This window comes from Victivallaceae bacterium, from assembly GCA_036659455.1.
Classification (GTDB): domain Bacteria; phylum Chlamydiota; class Chlamydiia; order Chlamydiales; family Chlamydiaceae; genus JAVXCN01.
Genome location: JAVXCN010000001.1, coordinates 742,921 through 760,306 on the forward strand (window position 1 = coordinate 742,921; position 17,386 = coordinate 760,306).

At 39.4% G+C, this 17,386-nt stretch carries 16 protein-coding genes and 1 tRNA gene; 9 read left to right on the forward strand and 8 right to left on the reverse strand.

The window, feature by feature from the left end; translation table 11 throughout:
* Positions 1-38 precede the first annotated feature (38 nt).
* From RSA43_03515 to RSA43_03530, 4 genes are all read left to right on the forward strand, one after another.
* Positions 39-338, forward strand: a complete 300-nt coding sequence (locus tag RSA43_03515) for a co-chaperone GroES (protein MEG2496348.1) — start codon at positions 39-41, stop codon at positions 336-338.
* Between the two features lie 17 nt (positions 339-355).
* On the forward strand, positions 356-2,026 hold the full coding sequence (groL, locus tag RSA43_03520; protein MEG2496349.1) for a chaperonin GroEL: 1,671 nt from the start codon (positions 356-358) through the stop codon (positions 2,024-2,026).
* Positions 2,027-2,170: 144 nt separating this feature from the next.
* Positions 2,171-2,244 (forward strand) — tRNA-Arg (locus RSA43_03525).
* Between the two features lie 24 nt (positions 2,245-2,268).
* Positions 2,269-2,874: a peroxiredoxin gene (locus RSA43_03530; protein MEG2496350.1), complete on the forward strand. Its 606-nt coding sequence runs from the start codon at positions 2,269-2,271 to the stop codon at positions 2,872-2,874.
* Here the strand turns inward: RSA43_03530 and RSA43_03535 are convergent.
* From RSA43_03535 to RSA43_03565, 7 genes are all read right to left on the reverse strand, one after another.
* Positions 2,850-3,230 carry a hypothetical protein gene (locus RSA43_03535; GenBank protein MEG2496351.1) on the reverse strand — a complete coding sequence of 127 codons (381 nt, stop codon included), beginning with the start codon at positions 3,228-3,230 and terminating at the stop codon, positions 2,850-2,852. The genes RSA43_03530 and RSA43_03535 overlap by 25 nt on opposite strands.
* A 119-nt stretch (positions 3,231-3,349) precedes the next feature.
* The gene (locus RSA43_03540; protein MEG2496352.1) at positions 3,350-3,922 is read right to left on the reverse strand and encodes a LysM peptidoglycan-binding domain-containing protein; all 573 of its coding nucleotides are present in this window, start codon (positions 3,920-3,922) and stop codon (positions 3,350-3,352) included.
* Positions 3,912-4,529, reverse strand: coding sequence for an OmpA family protein (locus RSA43_03545; GenBank protein ID MEG2496353.1), 618 nt, complete (start codon positions 4,527-4,529; stop codon positions 3,912-3,914). Before RSA43_03545 ends, RSA43_03540 begins: the two co-directional genes overlap by 11 nt.
* Entirely contained in the window at positions 4,526-5,818 is a 1,293-nt protein-coding gene (gene tolB, locus RSA43_03550; GenBank protein MEG2496354.1) for a Tol-Pal system protein TolB, read from the reverse strand. The genes RSA43_03545 and tolB overlap by 4 nt, the downstream gene beginning before the upstream one ends.
* A gap of 20 nt (positions 5,819-5,838) precedes the next feature.
* On the reverse strand, positions 5,839-6,558 hold the full coding sequence (locus tag RSA43_03555) for a hypothetical protein (protein ID MEG2496355.1): 720 nt from the start codon (positions 6,556-6,558) through the stop codon (positions 5,839-5,841).
* A 50-nt stretch (positions 6,559-6,608) separates the two neighbouring features.
* Entirely contained in the window at positions 6,609-7,019 is a 411-nt protein-coding gene (locus tag RSA43_03560) for a biopolymer transporter ExbD (GenBank protein MEG2496356.1), read from the reverse strand.
* Complete coding sequence (locus RSA43_03565; protein ID MEG2496357.1) at positions 7,016-7,717, reverse strand: MotA/TolQ/ExbB proton channel family protein; 702 nt, start codon at positions 7,715-7,717, stop codon at positions 7,016-7,018. The genes RSA43_03560 and RSA43_03565 overlap by 4 nt, the downstream gene beginning before the upstream one ends.
* 138 nt (positions 7,718-7,855) lie before the next feature.
* Here RSA43_03565 and RSA43_03570 point away from each other — a divergent pair, with 138 nt between their 5' ends.
* The 5 genes from RSA43_03570 to sdhB all read left to right on the forward strand — a co-directional run bounded on the left by RSA43_03570 (position 7,856) and on the right by sdhB (position 14,492).
* Positions 7,856-9,988 carry a thioredoxin family protein gene (locus RSA43_03570; protein MEG2496358.1) on the forward strand — a complete coding sequence of 711 codons (2,133 nt, stop codon included), beginning with the start codon at positions 7,856-7,858 and terminating at the stop codon, positions 9,986-9,988.
* A 67-nt stretch (positions 9,989-10,055) separates the two neighbouring features.
* Complete coding sequence (locus tag RSA43_03575) at positions 10,056-10,853, forward strand: TatD family hydrolase (protein ID MEG2496359.1); 798 nt, start codon at positions 10,056-10,058, stop codon at positions 10,851-10,853.
* A 46-nt stretch (positions 10,854-10,899) separates the two neighbouring features.
* Positions 10,900-11,805: a hypothetical protein gene (locus RSA43_03580; protein ID MEG2496360.1), complete on the forward strand. Its 906-nt coding sequence runs from the start codon at positions 10,900-10,902 to the stop codon at positions 11,803-11,805.
* Between the two features lies 1 nt (position 11,806).
* Complete coding sequence (gene sdhA, locus RSA43_03585) at positions 11,807-13,684, forward strand: succinate dehydrogenase flavoprotein subunit (GenBank protein MEG2496361.1); 1,878 nt, start codon at positions 11,807-11,809, stop codon at positions 13,682-13,684.
* A gap of 22 nt (positions 13,685-13,706) precedes the next feature.
* On the forward strand, positions 13,707-14,492 hold the full coding sequence (gene sdhB / locus RSA43_03590) for a succinate dehydrogenase iron-sulfur subunit (protein ID MEG2496362.1): 786 nt from the start codon (positions 13,707-13,709) through the stop codon (positions 14,490-14,492).
* Here sdhB and RSA43_03595 read toward each other — a convergent pair.
* Positions 14,473-17,382 carry a hypothetical protein gene (locus RSA43_03595; protein MEG2496363.1) on the reverse strand — a complete coding sequence of 970 codons (2,910 nt, stop codon included), beginning with the start codon at positions 17,380-17,382 and terminating at the stop codon, positions 14,473-14,475. The genes sdhB and RSA43_03595 overlap by 20 nt on opposite strands.
* Positions 17,383-17,386: the final 4 nt, after the last annotated feature.

Below are 17,386 nucleotides of genomic sequence, written 5' to 3' on the forward strand. Positions count from 1 at the left end.
AGGGATGTAATTTGAATGCATTAAAAAAGGGTTGTTTTATGGTAACCGATGTTAAACCTCTTAATAATAAGATTTTGCTTAAAAGATCCAAAGTCACCGTATCGAAAGGAGGAATTTTATTGCCGGATTCGGCTCAAGAAAAACCTAAAGAAGGCTACGTTATTGCAACCGGGCCAGGCAAAACGGATGAACACGGAAAGCTTCAGGTTATGACCGTTAAGGAAGGTGATCGCGTTCTTTTTTCATCTTATGCCGGATTGGAAGTAAAAAATGATGAGATCGGCGACGATGAGTATTTAATTCTTTCGGAAACGGATATTCTCGGAATTCTTGTGTAACTTAGGAGAAGAGAAGTATGGCGAAAATATTTAAAAATCATTTGGAAGCTCTGAAATCCGTAGGACGAGGGGTTGCTTTGTTGTCGAAAGCCGTTTGTGAAACGCTTGGTCCTAAAGGTCGTAACGTAGTCATCAAAGCAAGTAGCGGGATGCCTTTATCCACTAAAGACGGCGCAACGGTGGCTAAGGAAATTTTTTTGAAAGATCCTTTTGAAAACATGGGGGCTCAGCTTGTTAAGGAAGCTGCCGTAAAAACGGCCGAAGTTGCCGGAGACGGTACGACAACGGCGACGCTTTTAGCTTCCGTAATTTTCTCGGAAGGAATGAAAGGTGTTGTTTCGGGAATGGATCCTAATAATATCAGAAAAGGAATTGTAAAAGCTGTCGATCGTTTGGAGAATGCTCTTTCCGAAATGGCCATGCCCGTCGATTCCAAAGAGGAAATTTTGCAGGTCGCTACGATTTCTGCCAATAATGACGGTTCGATAGGTGCAATTGTTGCGGAAGCCATGGAAAAAGTCGGTAGAGACGGAATTGTCACTGTTGATGAAGCGAAAGGCATAGATACGGTTCTCGATGTCGTGGAAGGCATGCGATTCGACCAAGGGTTTTTATCGCCTTATTTCGTTACGAATCCGGAGACTATGGATGTAGATATGACGAACGGCTATGTTCTTTTAGTGGATCAAAAATTATCTTCTGCCGGCAAAGGTCTCGTTTCATTTTTGGAACAGGTTATTCAAAGCGCCACCGTTCCTCTTTTAATCATAGCCGATGATATAGAAGGAGAAGCTTTAACCACGTTGGTGGTTAATAAACTCAAGGCCGGTTTGGCTGTGTGTGCGGTAAAAGCTCCGGGCTTCGGAGATAGGAAAAAAGCGCTTTTTGAAGACATAGCTTGTATTACCGGTGCCGTAGTCATTTCGGAAGAAATAGGTCTTTCTTTGGATTCCGTCGGAATGGAAATTTTAGGAAGAGCCAAGCGTATAAAAATTACCAAAGATTCGACGACTATTGTTGATGGTATGGGCGATCCTAAAAAGATTTTTGAAAGACAAGAGACATTGCGTAACCAAATTGCATCCAGTACTTCGGATTATGATAAAGAAAAATTAGAAGAACGATTAGCTAAGTTGGTGGGGGGCGTTGCCGTTATTCGATTGGGAGCTGCAACCGAGATCGAACTTAAGGAAAAGAAATACCGTGTTGAAGATGCTTTGAGTGCTACTCGCTCTGCCGTAGTCGAAGGGATAGTTCCCGGAGGCGGTGTCGCTTTGGTACGTAGTTCATACATTCTCGATACTTTCGATGACGAAGAATTATTGGAAGACGAAATTTTTGGTATTAATGTTGTTCGCATAGCGGCTTGTGCACCTTTGAAGATGATTGCGAAAAACTGCGGTCGTTCGGGAGATGCCATTATAGAAAAGATTATGCGTAGCGAAGATAAGAATTATGGGTACAATGGTTTAACGGATTCCTTTGAGGATTTAATTATTGCCGGAGTGCTGGATCCCGTTCTTGTTACGAAAAGTGCATTAAAGCATGCCGCTTCCGTAGCTGGATTGTTATTGACGAGTGCCGTGCTCATTGCACGTAAACCCGAAGCTAAGCAGCAGTCAATGGGTGGTGGTCTTCCTTCAGGTATGCCTGGTATGCCCGGAATGCCTGGAATGGGAATGATGTAATAATAGTTTTCTTTTTTAACAATCCGAACTTTTGCCGATTTTGGGAGTTCGGATTGTTTTTTCCGGATCGATACTTGATTGATGGGCCTTGTTTTGTTTAGTATGCAATCTTTTCGGTTATGTGTTGTATGAAGTTTGGAATGAGCACTGGTGGCTTAGTTGGATAGAGCACCCGGCTACGAACTGGGAGGTCAGAGGTTCGAATCCTCTCCAGTGCGAACTGATAATTGAGGTAGTGGGCAATGGTAGTAATGATAGGAAAAAAAGCGCCGGCTTTTAAAGCGGATGCCGTCGTAAACGGTTCCATAACGGAATCATTGTCTTTAGAGAATTTTTTAGGAAAAAATGTTGTTTTATTTTTTTATCCTAGGGATTTTACTTTCGTTTGTCCTACGGAGTTGATTGCTTTTCAGGAAAGTACCGAAGAATTCAAGCAACGTAATACCGTCATAATAGGATGTTCCGTTGACAGCACGTTTTGTCATCTTGCTTGGTTGAATACCGATAAAAGTCGTGGCGGCATATCCGGAGTTAAATATCCGTTGTTATCGGATGTCACTCATGAGATTTCCAAAGAATACCATGTTTTCGAAGAGACGCAGGGGCTTGCTTACCGTGGTCTTTTTTTAATTGATGAAGAAGGAATTATTCGACATTATTTAGTCAACGATCTTCCTCTTGGACGTTCCGTTCCTGAAGTTCTGAGGGTCATTGATGCATGGATGTTCTTTAAACAACACGGAGAAGTGTGTCCTGCGAATTGGCAAAAAGGTCAGGTCGGTATGTCTCCCGATCAAAACGGTTTAAAAGAGTATTGTTCCTCTTATTTAGAGGTTAATAAATCATAGAAATCCGTTTCCGAACAAATTAATAGACTTCCGTATTTGTGACAGATTGAACACGAGGCGTCTATTATTTCCCGATCACCTACGCCAGGTAGGCCTAGAGCTATTATATTTCTTAATGAGGATTGAGTTTTTAGGAAATGTAAGCCGAAAAAGTAATTTTCCGTGCTGAATCCTTCTTCTTTGACTCTGAAATAGATAACGCTGTAGTCGTACATAAGCGAGCGAATCGCTAAAAACAGCCCGTTGCTTTCTTTTTGACCTAAATAACTGCAGAGATCGATTAAATCATGACAAAGATAAGCGGCATCGTAATTTCCTTTCTCTGCTTCTCCGAATAAAGCAATTGCAGGCTTCATGGACCGGTCAAGTAAATAATGTAATATTTTCGGATGTTACTGAAGCCGATTTTTATTATCTATTAAAGATTATTTAACTGTTATTACTACGATGGTAATGAATTTGTTAGATAAGAAATTTATTTTTTAACAACAGGGACAATTAGTTTTTGACCGGCAAAAATAGTGTCTTTTTGTAGATTATTCATCTTTTTTAACTCGTCGGAAGACGTATGGAATTTTTTGGCAATACCGTTTAAAGTATCTCCTTTTTCGACAATATATCGATTTTGCGGAGATTCGATAGCAAGATTAGCTGTTTCCCCCGGTTCCGAGTAGTTGATTAAAGCTAAAAGAGAACGCCTTACAAGACGTAATTCCTGGTTTAACGTCCGATATTCATTTTGTAATTTGGTTAAACTATCGCCTAAATCCTTTTTGATGGATAAGATATCCTTGTTTAACCGAGATAAATCACTTTCGATTTTATCCGTTCGAGACTTGTCTGAAGAGAGAGAGTCTCTGGATTTCATTTCGGCTTCGATATCTCGAAATTTATCGTAAATTAAAGAAATTTCGGAATCATAGCGCTTAAGAGATAACGTGATGTCTTCCAATTCGGCATGTAAATTTGAAAAACTAACGGAACCGAAACAAAAAGAACCCAAGCTGTAAATGATAGTACAAATGAATAAGAAGTATTTATTTTGCATTTAATTTAAACTCGGTTCTACGATTTTGGCGCCAACAAACCTCATTATGTTCCATAGCTACGGGTCTTTCTTTTCCATAAGAGACCGGTAAGATTCTATCGGGAGAGATTCCTTTTTTAATCAAAAAGTTTTTTACGCTATTGGCTCTACGTACTCCCAGTGCTAAATTGTACGAAGCCGTACCTCGTTCATCGGTATGGCCTTCTATAATAAGACGTACTTTAGGATATTTAACCATATAATTGACGATTTCTTGAAGATAGCGAAGATGATGTTCTCCTTTAATAGTATAACTGTCGGTATCGAAAGTGATTTTTTCGAAGGGAGAGCGTGTGGGCTCATTGAGAGATAACACTTCTTCTTCCTGCATATCGGCCGAAGAAGTGAACTTTGCGATTGGAAGCTCGTCTTCATACAGAGGAACGAAAGAAAAAGTTCGTTGATGTTTGTTTTTTTTATTAACTCCGAGAAGGCTGCCGAATCCTTTTTTCATATATTTAGAGCATACTTTAGTGTCTTCCCAAACTTCTGATGATGAACGGGCACATGAAGAAAAACTCAACGGAATCGCTAAAATAAGAAGTCGGATAATGTTTTTTCTAATCATAACACTCTCTTTATAGAAGGTTTAAAATTTTGTTCCCAAGAAGGGAAGCGTTTATTTCCCATGCCTTCGGTAATTTTAGTTATTTTTGAAGTTACGATATTGATAACGTATAAATCAAAAATTTTCCCGTTCAAGCCGCTGAAGACTAAATGTTCGCTATCTGCCGCCCAAGAAGGACTTTCTTTATTACCGGAAGAAAAAGTGACCTGAAAATCCTCTCGATTCAACATATCGTATACATGGATTTGTCGCACGCCCTTAGTTATCGCACAAAAGGCTATTTTTGTTCCATCCGGGGACCAAGCCGGACAATTGCTTCCTCTGTATTTTTTCGTTAATAAATGGGGATTCGATAAAGTCGGACTTAATTGTATAATATAGATTTTCGGTTCACCTTCCTTATTCGATACGAAAGCCAAATGTTCACCGGTAGGACTAAATGACGGATCGCCTTGTGTTCCGAAAGAAGCGTCCAATAACTGCATGGGAACGCCTAAAGGACCTTTCTCAGGAGAAAAAGATTGAATGAATAAATCAGGATTTCCTCTTAAATCCGAAATAAAGGCGATCTTATCGTTGTGAAGGGAAATATCCGGAGTGAGTTGATTGCCTTTTAAGGAAATGATCTTTTGTGTTGTCCCATTGTTTAAATTTCGAAGAAAAATTTTAGGAATTCCCGTTTGATAGGATACAAATAGGTAAGCTCCTTTTTTTTGATAAGGGAGACATAAAAATTTCGGACATATATATAATATACCGTCATCGGCGACCACAGTCATACATCGTCCGTTGTATTCGGTCATTCGAATCTCCGATTGTTGACTGACGGAAGATTCGGTGTACATGAACAAAATTTTAGATGACGAAATTCCTGGAATTCCCGTAACGATGCGATGTATTTTATCGGCAAGAAGATGGATTTGTTGTTGATCTTGTCGTATTTCACCGGATAAAGAAAGACCATCGGTTTTAAAAGTTTCTCCGGTTAGTTTGTCGTGAACATATGACGATAACGACTTTTCATTGATTTTAATGTGAACTTCATATCGATAAGGAGCACTTTTTGTCTTAACCGGAATGATGTGACCGCTAAAACCTAAATCGGAAATAAAAATTTCTTCCATTGCGGAATAATAAGCAGGATTTTGATCGTAGGAAAGACATTCATTGAAAATGAATACGTTATCGGGTTGTTGCCGAACTTTAACCTGAATTTCCAATTCATGACCCAACCCGGTTTTAGCGGTTAAGCACATAAATAAAAAACAGAACAATCGAACTAAAATCATAAACAATAAGACAACTTAAATTAGGAATTTTCTCCGATTAACTTGATGTAGTAAACGGTTTTTTTTTGAAAATTATATTTTTTTATGATTTCCCTGAAAGATATAAGAGAAATTTCCTTAAGAACATGATCCTTGTTAAGCGGATTATCCGTTTGAGTTATAACGCAAACAGCTTTTTCGTTAGCCGGATCTATTTCAAGTCTTAGTTGTAAAATGCCCGGATAAGGTAATTGAACGGCATTTTGTATTTTGTTACCGATATCCATAATGGCGGATGCGTTATTCAAAGAAGTTTGGGAAATGTTGATTTTTGTCGTCAATTTTTGAATTTCGGAACAAATGGATGCGGATTCGTCCAATGATTTTATTAGTTTTTCGGAATCGTCCAGTAATTGTTTGGCTAGTTTTTTAAGAGCGGCTTTATTAGATGTATCGGTTGATTTCGATACGATCGGCGTATTAATGGGAAGAGGTTCTTGAATCGAATTGATCGACGTATTTTTCCGGTCCGATTTTTTACAAACAGAAAGAGTTGAAGAGGGTTTTGTTTGAATCGGATTGGTGGGTGTTTTCACTTTTAAATCGGAAGAAGAAAGATTCACGACTTCTTTTTTCTCCGGAATCGAAGAAGGGATCGTTATATAATTGACGGTTTTTTCTTGAATCCTGTGTTTTGGTCGAGAAGATGTTTTATAACCGGCAGTTATTAAAATCACTCCGAAAATCAGTTGAAGACGCACGGCTGATAGAAAGGACTTTTTATATTTTCGATACCAAAAACCAAACTGAATCATTTAGGATTTAAAGCAATATTCAATTTCGAAAATCCCGCTTGTTCGGCAGCTTCTTTCACGCTTTGATAAATACGAAAAGAGGAATTCCCGTCTTGTAGCAATAAGGGGATTATTTCAGGACGGATTTTCCGATTTTCGATTAGAGAAGATGTAAGTTCGGCGAGAGACATTTCTCGGTCGTTTAAAAGTATACGGTTGTCGGCAAAGACTTTAATAATAAGGCCTTGATCCGGTGTTTGGATAACGGATTCTTTTTGGGTATCGGCTAAAGAGATGGTGTCTAACCCTATTAAGGGCATTATAACCATAAAAGCCATTAATATTACGAAAACAACATCAATCAAAGGGGTGAGATTAATTTCCGGTTCCGCAAATGAGGATGTGATTATGTTTAAGCGTGGTCTCATGTCCGACGTCTCTTGTATTTACATTCGACGGCATTGAGTAGTAAATACGCAAACTGCTCGATTTCCAAATTAAGATGAGTGGATTGAGCACGAAGATAATTGTAGACTACAAGAGCGGGAATAGCTACGGCCAGCCCTAGGATGGTCGTTCCTAAGGCTGTGGATAAACCTTCCATAACCATGCTGTTACCGGTTACGGAAGATGTGTTGCCCATAGTTTTTCCTAAAGAAGAGAAAGAACATAAAATTCCCCAAACGGTACCCAATAACCCTAAAAACGGCGCTAAGCTGATCGCGGTCCCGGGAATAAAGGTATTTTTATCCAATAAAGAGCGGTACTTAGGAATTGCGGATGCAATCAGGGTTTCGATCGAAGAAATATCATCGGGAGATAAAAAATTGTTTATTTCATTACCGTTTAGTAATTCCAGAACATTGAGTTTGACCGTGAGATATAAGTCCGCAAAAGGATTATCAGGAGGTAACCGGTCCAAGGCCAAAGGAGTGGTTCGTTGTCTCATTAAAGACGAACGAATCACTTTACCTTGTTGACAAAATTTTTTTTGAACCATAATCTTTTGTTGTAAGACAACCCAGGTTACTAAAGATAAACAAATAAGACTGATGAATATACCTTTTCCGAATAGGTCGGATGTCATGTAAGCTTGGATAATCGGGTTATCAAAAAGAAGACGCATTACTTGCCGAAACCAATTAAATTAAGTTCCTTTTACAATATAAATTGATTTTTTGCATAAAAGCAATAGGTGTTTTAGGTTTTTATTCTTAAAATTAATATTTATGTTATAATTACGGATTTTTCAGGGGAAAATTCCATGAATTACAAAAAACTTTTTTCACTTTGTTTCCCTGTTTATGCTTTTATCGGAAGTCTTTTAATATTCGCACCGATGTTCGGCAATCAGACGTTCCGTCAGGAACAAACGGTCGGATTACTAACCGAACACAAACATATTTCGGGATTGCCTTTTAAATTAGGTGTTTTGATTCAAGCCCCGGAAAACGCTCATATTTACGGCAAGTATCCCGGATCTACAGGGACGCCTTTGGATATCGTATGGGAGCTTCCCGAAGGATTCATTTTAAAATCCGTCTCATGGCCGTCACCCGAATTATTTCAAGAAGAGGGAATGATATCGTCCGGTTATAATCAATCGGTTTTCGTTACGGCAGAGATTATTCCTCCGCAAGATCTTTCCGAGGGAGAAAAGTTTACGTTTCGAGCTAAAGTCAATTGGCTGGCTTGTAATTCGCAGTGTTTCCCAGGGACGAAAACCGTTGAATGTCAGTTAAGCTATTTAAATGACGAATCGAAGATATCTGAAGAATCGAGTCGATTTTTCAAAGCGCATTCCGAACACATTTTAAAAGAAATCGTCAGCCATAAGTCAAAAATCCTCTTACATTCCGGTGAATTAATCATTAAGATGGAAGGTATTGATTATTTACCGATCCCGGATGCAGCGGAAGCTTTTTTCATAGCGGATGATAGGTTAGATTATTCGGTGAAGCCCGGTTTTTCGAAAGAAAATAATGATCTGTATTTAAGGTTAAAATTGTTGCCGAAAAAAGAACCCTCTTTCGAAGCTTTTGAAGGCGTTTTGTTTTTAAAAGACGCTTCGGGAAAATATTCGGATGTGATCTCCTTATCCGTAAAAAAGAACGACATCGAGATCGTTGCTTCTGAGAACAAATCGAATCATATGTTCGGATTGACTCTTTTATTATGTGCTTTCGTTGGCGGCCTACTTCTCAATGTGATGCCGTGTGTTTTGCCGATGATTACGGTTAAAATTTACGGCATTATTAAAACGTCCGGAGATTCTCGAGCTCAAGTGGTCAAAAACGGCTTGTTTTTTTCTTTAGGTGTCATAGGTTGTTTCTGGCTTTTAGCCGGAGTTTCGTGTTTATTAAGAGCATTGGGTCACAATGTCGGTTGGGGTTTTCAATTACAGGAACCTTTGTTCGTAGGTATTTTGATCACCGTTCTCTTTGTTTTTGGGCTTAGTTCGCTGGGTGTTTTTGAAGTGGGGACTTCTCTTATAGGTATCGGAAACGGGCAACGAAGTTCATCGTCTTCCGTTTGGGGTTCCTTGCTTAACGGGGTTTTGGCTACTTTAGTTACCACTCCATGTACCGGCCCTTTGTTAGGGCCGGTTTTAGGTTTTGCTACCTCATTGCCGGTAATGGGACAATTATCTGTTTTTACTTTAATCGGAAGCGGTATGGCTTTGCCTTATTTGATGCTCTCTCTGTTTCCTAAATTAACGACTTTTTTACCGAAGCCCGGTGCTTGGATGGAAATTTTTAAGCAACTCACAGGCTTTGTGATGCTAGGGACCGTTGTGTGGTTGTTTTGGGTATTCGGTACTGAAACGGGAGCCTCTGCAACGGTGATTCTTATGGCGGCGTTATTGGTTGCAGCCGTATCGGTTTGGATATTGGGTAAATGGGGACATGCTTTGATTTCCGGGAAAAAGCGACGTTTGGCTAGGATCGCGGTGTCGTGTCTGATAATTGTTTCCGGATTTTTAACCGTGAAAGCATCCCGTATTCCATCGACATCTATGGAATATTCCGATGAGAGTGCAATTCGGACATTTTCCGATGAAAATCTTGAAAAGTTCAGGAGTACTCATAAAGGAGTTTTCGTTGATTTTACGGCAAAATGGTGCCTGACTTGTCAGTTAAATAAACCCGTGTTGCATACGAAACGATTTATGGATTTCTGTCGAGAGCACGATATTGTGTTTATGACTGCGGATTGGACGAAAAAAAATCCTCAAATTACGGCAGAATTGTCTAAATTGGGGCGTTCCGGCGTGCCCTTATACGTGTTTTATCCTTCGGATAAAACCGCACCTCCTAAAATTTTATCTCACTCGCTCAATTCATCAATACTGCAGGAGGAATTGATCGAAGTTTTACGAACGAGTACGATGAATTGAACCTTAGATTAAAGATTATTTAATTTTCTTATATGCTACTCTGGGATCGTTAATTTTTTGGGTTTATATGGAACAAACATTGGTTGACGCTCACGTTCATTTAGCGTCCGAAGAGTTTAAGGATGATATCGAACAGGTTTTACAAGCCTCCTATGACAATGGAGTGAAGACCGTCTTCAACGTAACAACCAACCAAGAAGAGTTGGAAACCTCTTTTCTTTACGCCGATAAATATCCGTTTATGAAATTTTATCATATTGCCGGAGGACATCCTCACGATGCTCCGAATGCGGGTGCTCAGCATTACAAAACATATGTGCGGGAGCAAGTTTTAAAGGGACGTTTAGCTGCTATAGGTGAAATAGGGTTGGATTACGGGCATTGCGATTCGGATATCGTTGAGGCCCAAAAACGATTATTCATCGATTATTTAAGACTTGCATTGGAATTTCATTTATCGGTAGTCGTTCATTGCAGAAATGCTTTTGATGATTTTTTTGATTTAATAAACAATGAATATATCAATTGCAGCCATGCCCTCCCCGGTATGTTACATTGTTTTTCGGGCTCTATTGAAGACGCGCGCAAACTGGTTGATAGAGGATGGTTCGTTTCATTGAGTGGCATATTAACTTTTAAAAATGCTCATAGTTTAAGAAAGACTGCCGCTTATATACCAATTGAAAATCTTTTGGTGGAAACCGATGCACCTTTTCTGGCACCGGAGCCTTTTAGAGGAAAACGTAATGAACCCAGACATCTTACATTAACGGCTCATACTCTCGCAGAAGTAAAAAAAATTACTTTCGGTGATGTTGTTTCTCAGACGCAAGCAAATGCTCTTCGTTTTATTGCGAAGGGATAAATTTTTCTTGTTGTTTGTAAACTGAAATTTTAATAGATTCGGCATCATGGTTTTTGTTGAATACTTGCGTAAGAAATTATCGATTCCTACAGCCTTTGCAATTCGAAGATTACACTCATTAACGGGGTTGGCTTTCACTTTATTTGTTTGCGAGCATTTATTTACCAATTCATTATCCTCTTCTTTATTAGCCGAAGGGAAGTATTTTGTTTGGATGGTGGATGGGTTTCATAAAATTCCGGGTTTGAAGGTTATAGAAATCTGTCTTCTGGCACTTCCCTTCGGTTTACACGCCGTAGTCGGGATTAAATATGCTTTGGAAGCGAAATTCAATTCGGTAAAACACGGTAATGACCACCCGCATTGTAATTTTGAACGAAATCATGCCTATTCGTGGCAAAGAATTACCGCTTGGTTTTTATTGGTCGGTATTTTGTTACACGTTGTCCATATGCGTTTTATGGAATATCCAAGGAAAATAACGCTGGATGATCGGAATTATTATTTAGTAACTTTGAATGAGTCGGTGTCTTCGAAAAAAATAATAGATACCTTATCTTTAGGTGTTGTTTCGCCTTCAAAAGACGTTATTTCTTCCGGTAATTTCTCGCTTAATCAAATTGAGAAATTAGCTTCCGATCTGCAAGTTAAAGATTTTTTAGACGGATTGAAGGATCAATGGGTTGTCGTAGCTTCTTCTGCAGGACAAGCTTTTTTGGTAATCGTAAGGAAAAGTTTTACTTCCGTGTTTATGTCTCTCTTATACTCTATGCTGGTATTGACAGCCGTTTATCATGGATTCAACGGTTTATGGAGTTTTACGGTACGTTGGGGCATTATCATTTCTCAAAAGAAGCAGATGTTATTTTTAAAATATGCTTTCGTTTTGATGTTAGGCGTTGCTTTTTTAGGATTATTTGCGGTTTGGGGCACGTATTGGAGTTCAAAGTAACATGAGATCTAACAGAGTTATTGTAGTCGGCGGCGGGTTAGCCGGTTTAACTGCGGCTATGAGGCTTGTCGATCGCGGTTGCACGGTTGATCTCGTATCGTTGACGAAAGTTAAAAGATCTCATTCGGTTTGTGCTCAGGGCGGTATTAACGCTTCTTTGAATATTAAGTCCGAAGAAAACGATTCTCCTTTGATCCATGCTTACGATTCGATTAAAGGCGGCGATTTTTTAGCGGATCAACCTCCCGTTTTGGAGATGTGTCTTTCCGCACCTCGTATCATCAAGATGCTTGATCGTTTCGGATGTCCTTTTAATCGAAGACCTTCCGGTGATTTGGACGTCAGGCGATTCGGTGGCACTCTTTATAATAGAACGGTCTTTTGCGGGGCTTCTACAGGTCAGCAGCTTATGTATACGATGGATGAGCAAGTCCGTCGTAAAGAAGACAAAATCTCGAAATTTGAAAATCATGAATTCTTAAGACTGATTATGGATGATTCCGGACGAGCTTGTGGGATAATCGTCATGAATTTATTTAATAATAAGCTTGAGGTGATGAAAGGAGATGCCGTTGTTATTGCTACGGGTGGCCCTGGAGTCATTTTTAAAAAATCTACGAATTCGACGTTTTGTACGGGAGCCGCTAATGGACGTTTATTTATGCAAGGAATGGCTTATGCCAATCCCGAGTTCATCCAGATACATCCGACGGCGATTCCCGGAAGAGATAAATTGCGATTGATTTCGGAATCAGTAAGAGGTGAAGGAGGACGTGTTTGGACATGGGGCGATTCTTCCAAACAAATTCAAAAACCCGACGGGACCTATATGTCTTGCGGAGAAACCGGAAAGCCGTGGTATTTTCTTGAAGAGCTGTATCCTGCCTACGGTAATCTTGTCAGTCGGGATGTCGGAGCTCGTGCCATACTTCAGGTTTGTGAAGCCGGATTAGGTATCGACGGTAAGATGGAAGTATTTTTAGATGTTACCCATTTGCCTCAATCAACGAGAAATAAATTGGAAGTCGTTTTAGACATATATCGCAAATTCACCGGCGTTGATCCTAACTTTGAACCGATGAAAATATTTCCGGCCGTGCATTATTCTATGGGAGGAGCATGGGTTGATTGGCCTGCAACCGGCGATTCCGATCGAGAAGTACGTTTCAGACATATGACGACTTTGAAAGGGTGCTTTAATTGCGGTGAATCGGATTTTCAGTATCACGGAGCTAATCGATTAGGAGCCAATTCGCTTTTGTCATGTCTATATGCCGGATTAGTTGTCGGAGACGAAGTTCCTCGGTTTTTGGAAATAGAGGGTTCAGTTATCGATAAGGTCGGAAGCCATACGTATGACACCAATTTACGAGAAGAAATGGCCTTATCCGAAAAATTGTTGAATAATTCCGGTAAAGAAAACGTATTTTTGCTACACGATGAGATGGCACATCTTATGGTAAATAATGTAACTGTTAAAAGAAACAACATCGATTTATCCGATACTTTAAATAAGTTGAAGGAAATTCGGGAAAGAACCGAATACTTGAATGTTCATGACAGTTCAAAGTTTGCGAATAAGACATTTCATTTTGTCAGACAATTTAGACCTATGGTTGAATTGGCTATAGCGATAACCAAAGGAGCTTTATTACGGAATGAGTTCAGAGGTTCTCATTTTAAACCGGAATATCCTGAAAGAGATGATGTTCATTGGTTAAAAACGACGATGGCTTTTTACGATTCTCAAGAGTGTAGGATCGAATATCGACCGGTTGATATTCGACATCTTAAGCCGATCTTAAGAGATTACACGAAAGCCAATCAGGAGGATATCGGTTTACGGAATATTCCGGAAAATATAACTCTACCCTTGTAGCTCGGATAATAGGATAATCGAAATGGATGAAGATATTCTCGAAACTTATGTTTTATCGATTTATAGAGGCTTCCCGGGAGATCAATATTGGGAAAGCTTCGAATTACCGTTGTCTCCCGGAGAAAACGTAATCAGTGCATTAATGGAAATAGAAAAAAATCCGGTTAATATGAAGGGCGAAAGAGTAGACCCGGTTGTTTGGGAACAAGGGTGTCTTGAAGAAGTTTGCGGCTCCTGTTCGATATTAGTCAACGGCACTCCTAAACAAGGATGTACGGCTTTAATCGCGGATTATCTTACGGAGAAGACCGGAACCATTTATTTGGCACCTTTGACGAAATTTCCGCTAGTTAGGGATTTAATCGTCGATCGTTCAGTGATGTTTGATAATTTGAAAAAAATTCAGGGTTGGGTTGAAGGTGAGCCGGTGGGTGATGAATACGGTGTTAAAGTGACTCAAAAAGATCAGGAACTAATGTATGCTCTATCGATGTGTATGACATGCGGATGTTGCGCGGAGGCTTGCCCTCAGGTCTCGGAAAAAACCGATTTTATCGGACCGGCAGCTATTGCACAGGCTCGTTTATTCAATACCTATCCGGGAGATCATAAACAGTCTGAACGCTTGCATGTTTTGATGCAAAAAAATGGTCTCGGTGGATGCGGACAGGCCCAGAATTGCGTTCGAGTATGTCCTAAGAAGCTTCCTCTTACGGAAAGCATAGCTGCTATGGGTCGAGCCGTGACTAAACAGGCCTTTTTTGATATTTTCGATAAGTGGTTTAAATCTAAAAAAATCGAAGATTAGCATCGTTTTCAATAAAATCCAGTCCGAAACCGTATTGACGCGGATCATTGAATAAGGACCATTGTTGTTCGGTCGAAAAATATTTTTTCCAGTCAATCATCGGTTTTCCGTTTACTCCCGAATAATCGAACGTCCAAAAATCCGTTTGTTGAGTTGCCGGATGAATGGTGAATCCGAAAAATATGTGCTCCCAATTGGAATCTCCGATGATTAATGGAGCAGGATAAGCAATTTTGTAATGACGCATAGCCGTAACGAGACGTAAATGAAAATCTTCTTCGACATAGAGCTTACCGTAATGGTGAATAGCTAGCATTTTGTAAAGAGTGCGGAAATCCTTCGGTGTTAGTGTACTATATTTGGGAACATTTTTTTCAATGATATCGGCTGAATTTTTGAAATTGATTTTTGAAACAACTCCGATATATCGGGATATATCGTCGATCAATTGGGGTAATCGTTGCTCTGAAAATAGCGGAGTGCAAGAAAAAATAATACCGGCAATATCAGCTTTTAATTTGTCCAAGAATTTTAAGGAAGAAATCTGGGCTTGGTTTTGTAGAAATCGTTCCATCTTTTCATAAAATTCGGTAATGGTAAGACTTAAATCACCGAAAAAATGTAATAAATCTCTCAAGGAAACCAGATAAGGCGGAAATAATTGAATGCATTCCTCCAGTAATCTGGGAAGCTGTTGTTTCGTAAGCAAAGTTTGCGAAAAAAAATCGACATGTTGTTGACCCCAAACATCTCTTATCCAGGAATAACTGTACCAGTTATTATCCCAGGAATCTCTGAATAACGAATTTCCCGGCATTACGGAAAAGACATGAGTAGGAGAAGATGCCAAGAATCTAGCATCGGATTGTTTTAAATAATCGATTGCGACTCCGGGAAGATCTTTAGTGGAATCCGAAAAAAAAGCGGCAAGCTCGGCGGGATTTTCGGGATGTTTAAAAATTTTGTTGGGGTCTTGATTTAAATCAAAATAAGTACAAAGAAAAGATTCGACAGTTCCTCCGGAGATATAAGCCCAAGGTTTATAAGGGAGTTCATTGATATGCTCGAGAGGTTTGTTTGGGGCGATAATATGGTAGTAGGCAAGTATTCTTGAAAATGCGGCTTCTTGAAAATCATCGGTATGAATGGCGGTAATTAATTTACCGATGCATCGTGAAATCTCTTTTTTTAGATTTGCATAACGTTGTTTCTCCATGATGTCTACTTCGGTTAAAGATAGAAATTGCGTTAGAGAATAAATGTATTCCTGAAGAGAATTGATGGAACTCCAAGATAAGGAATTGTTTCTTCCGTGTGTATAGTAGATGCGAAATCCTGCTGGGCGATCTTGATGAGCTTCCTGTGAGACGTCATTCATCGTGGCATCGTAAAGTCCGTGGAAATATTGACTGATATAGGTCGTATAAATCTTTAATAATTCGGGGATGAGATTTATCAGATGTTGTTGTTTCTCGCGACAATTGTCCCATTCATAGAGAGCGCGATTCAATTCCTGTCTTTTTAAATGAAGGTCAATGGATAAAGCTTCGGCATCTCTTTGATTTAAAGGAAGACGTAATCTATTTTCTATATAATTTAAATCGGCTTGTACATGTCTGTATCGGGACTCACACGCTTCCGCTTCGTCTTGTACGGCAAACATTTCTTCATGAATGGCCGTTTGAAGATAAGAAGCAATTCCGTTAGGTTCTTGCGGATACATTCCCAATCCGATGAGAATATGATGTGTTGAAAAATTAGCTTTGGTTTCCGCTAAAGAAGCTAAAGAAAGTTCCCATGATTTTAATAACGGATTGACGGTAAGTCGAATGAAAGCGGTTTTCGCTAACCGGAATTTCGTTATGAAAGTATTGATTTTACTTATTTTCGATAAACCGGAAGATGAGCCGACAGTAGCGATTTCTTCGACCGGTTTTATTCCTTCGAGAAATGAGTGGGTTTCAACGTCTTCTTCGTTAATTTCGTATATATGTAATAATGTATATTTAATAATCTGTTCCGCAGAAATTAGGGCATACGGATTTTTCAATATGTCTTCGATATATCGATTGGCTAAAATTTCCTGACAAATGGAAGAGGGGTCCGGATGATTAACGGGAATAATGCCGGCAGCTTCGAAGGCTTTCAGAATTCCCGGTTCTTGCGATATAATCGTAATGGGATTTGCAGGAAACATACGATATATCTCTACCGGTTTTCTTAAACTTCCCAACCCCCCGGTTAAGTTAATAGGTACGGTAATTTGTTGATGTTCATAGAGCTTAGTCAATTTTGCCGTGCTGATAAGTTTCTCGATATCTTGCAAAAACAGTTCAGGATATTGCTCTTGGATAATAATTGCGGGAGCAGTAATGAAACAGGATCCGACGTCTTGTCTTAAATAAGAAAAAAGAGCCGATAATGCCGCTTGTCTGACGTGTTGTACGGTAACGGTTGTCCTTTCGTCTAAAAACAAGGTTTCTCTGATTAATTGATGTATTTTCGTGTGAGAAGGACAAAAAATTTTTTTTAAAATTTGTTCCGTAATCTCTTTTTCTTTCAGGGCTTTCAAACTTTTGAATAAATGTAATCTTTGAGTAGTTTCGTTGGTTTCGTTTTCAGATAAAGGATAGAGATGCGCTTCCAGAAAGCTCACCGCTTCGGTTAATCCGGGTTTATTTAATTCTCCGGCCTCCGTAATCAGAAGTTTGGCCAGCTCTCTGGCTACGAAAGCGTTCTTAATTAGAAAGCGATCTTGAAAATAACAAAGATTCCCTTCCGCATACAAATTCGTATCTTGATAGATAAGAAGATTTTCGATTTCGGATAACATTTTTCCGGAATGACTCGAATGAAAAATATCTTTATAAGAGGGGGGTTCTGACGTCATATAT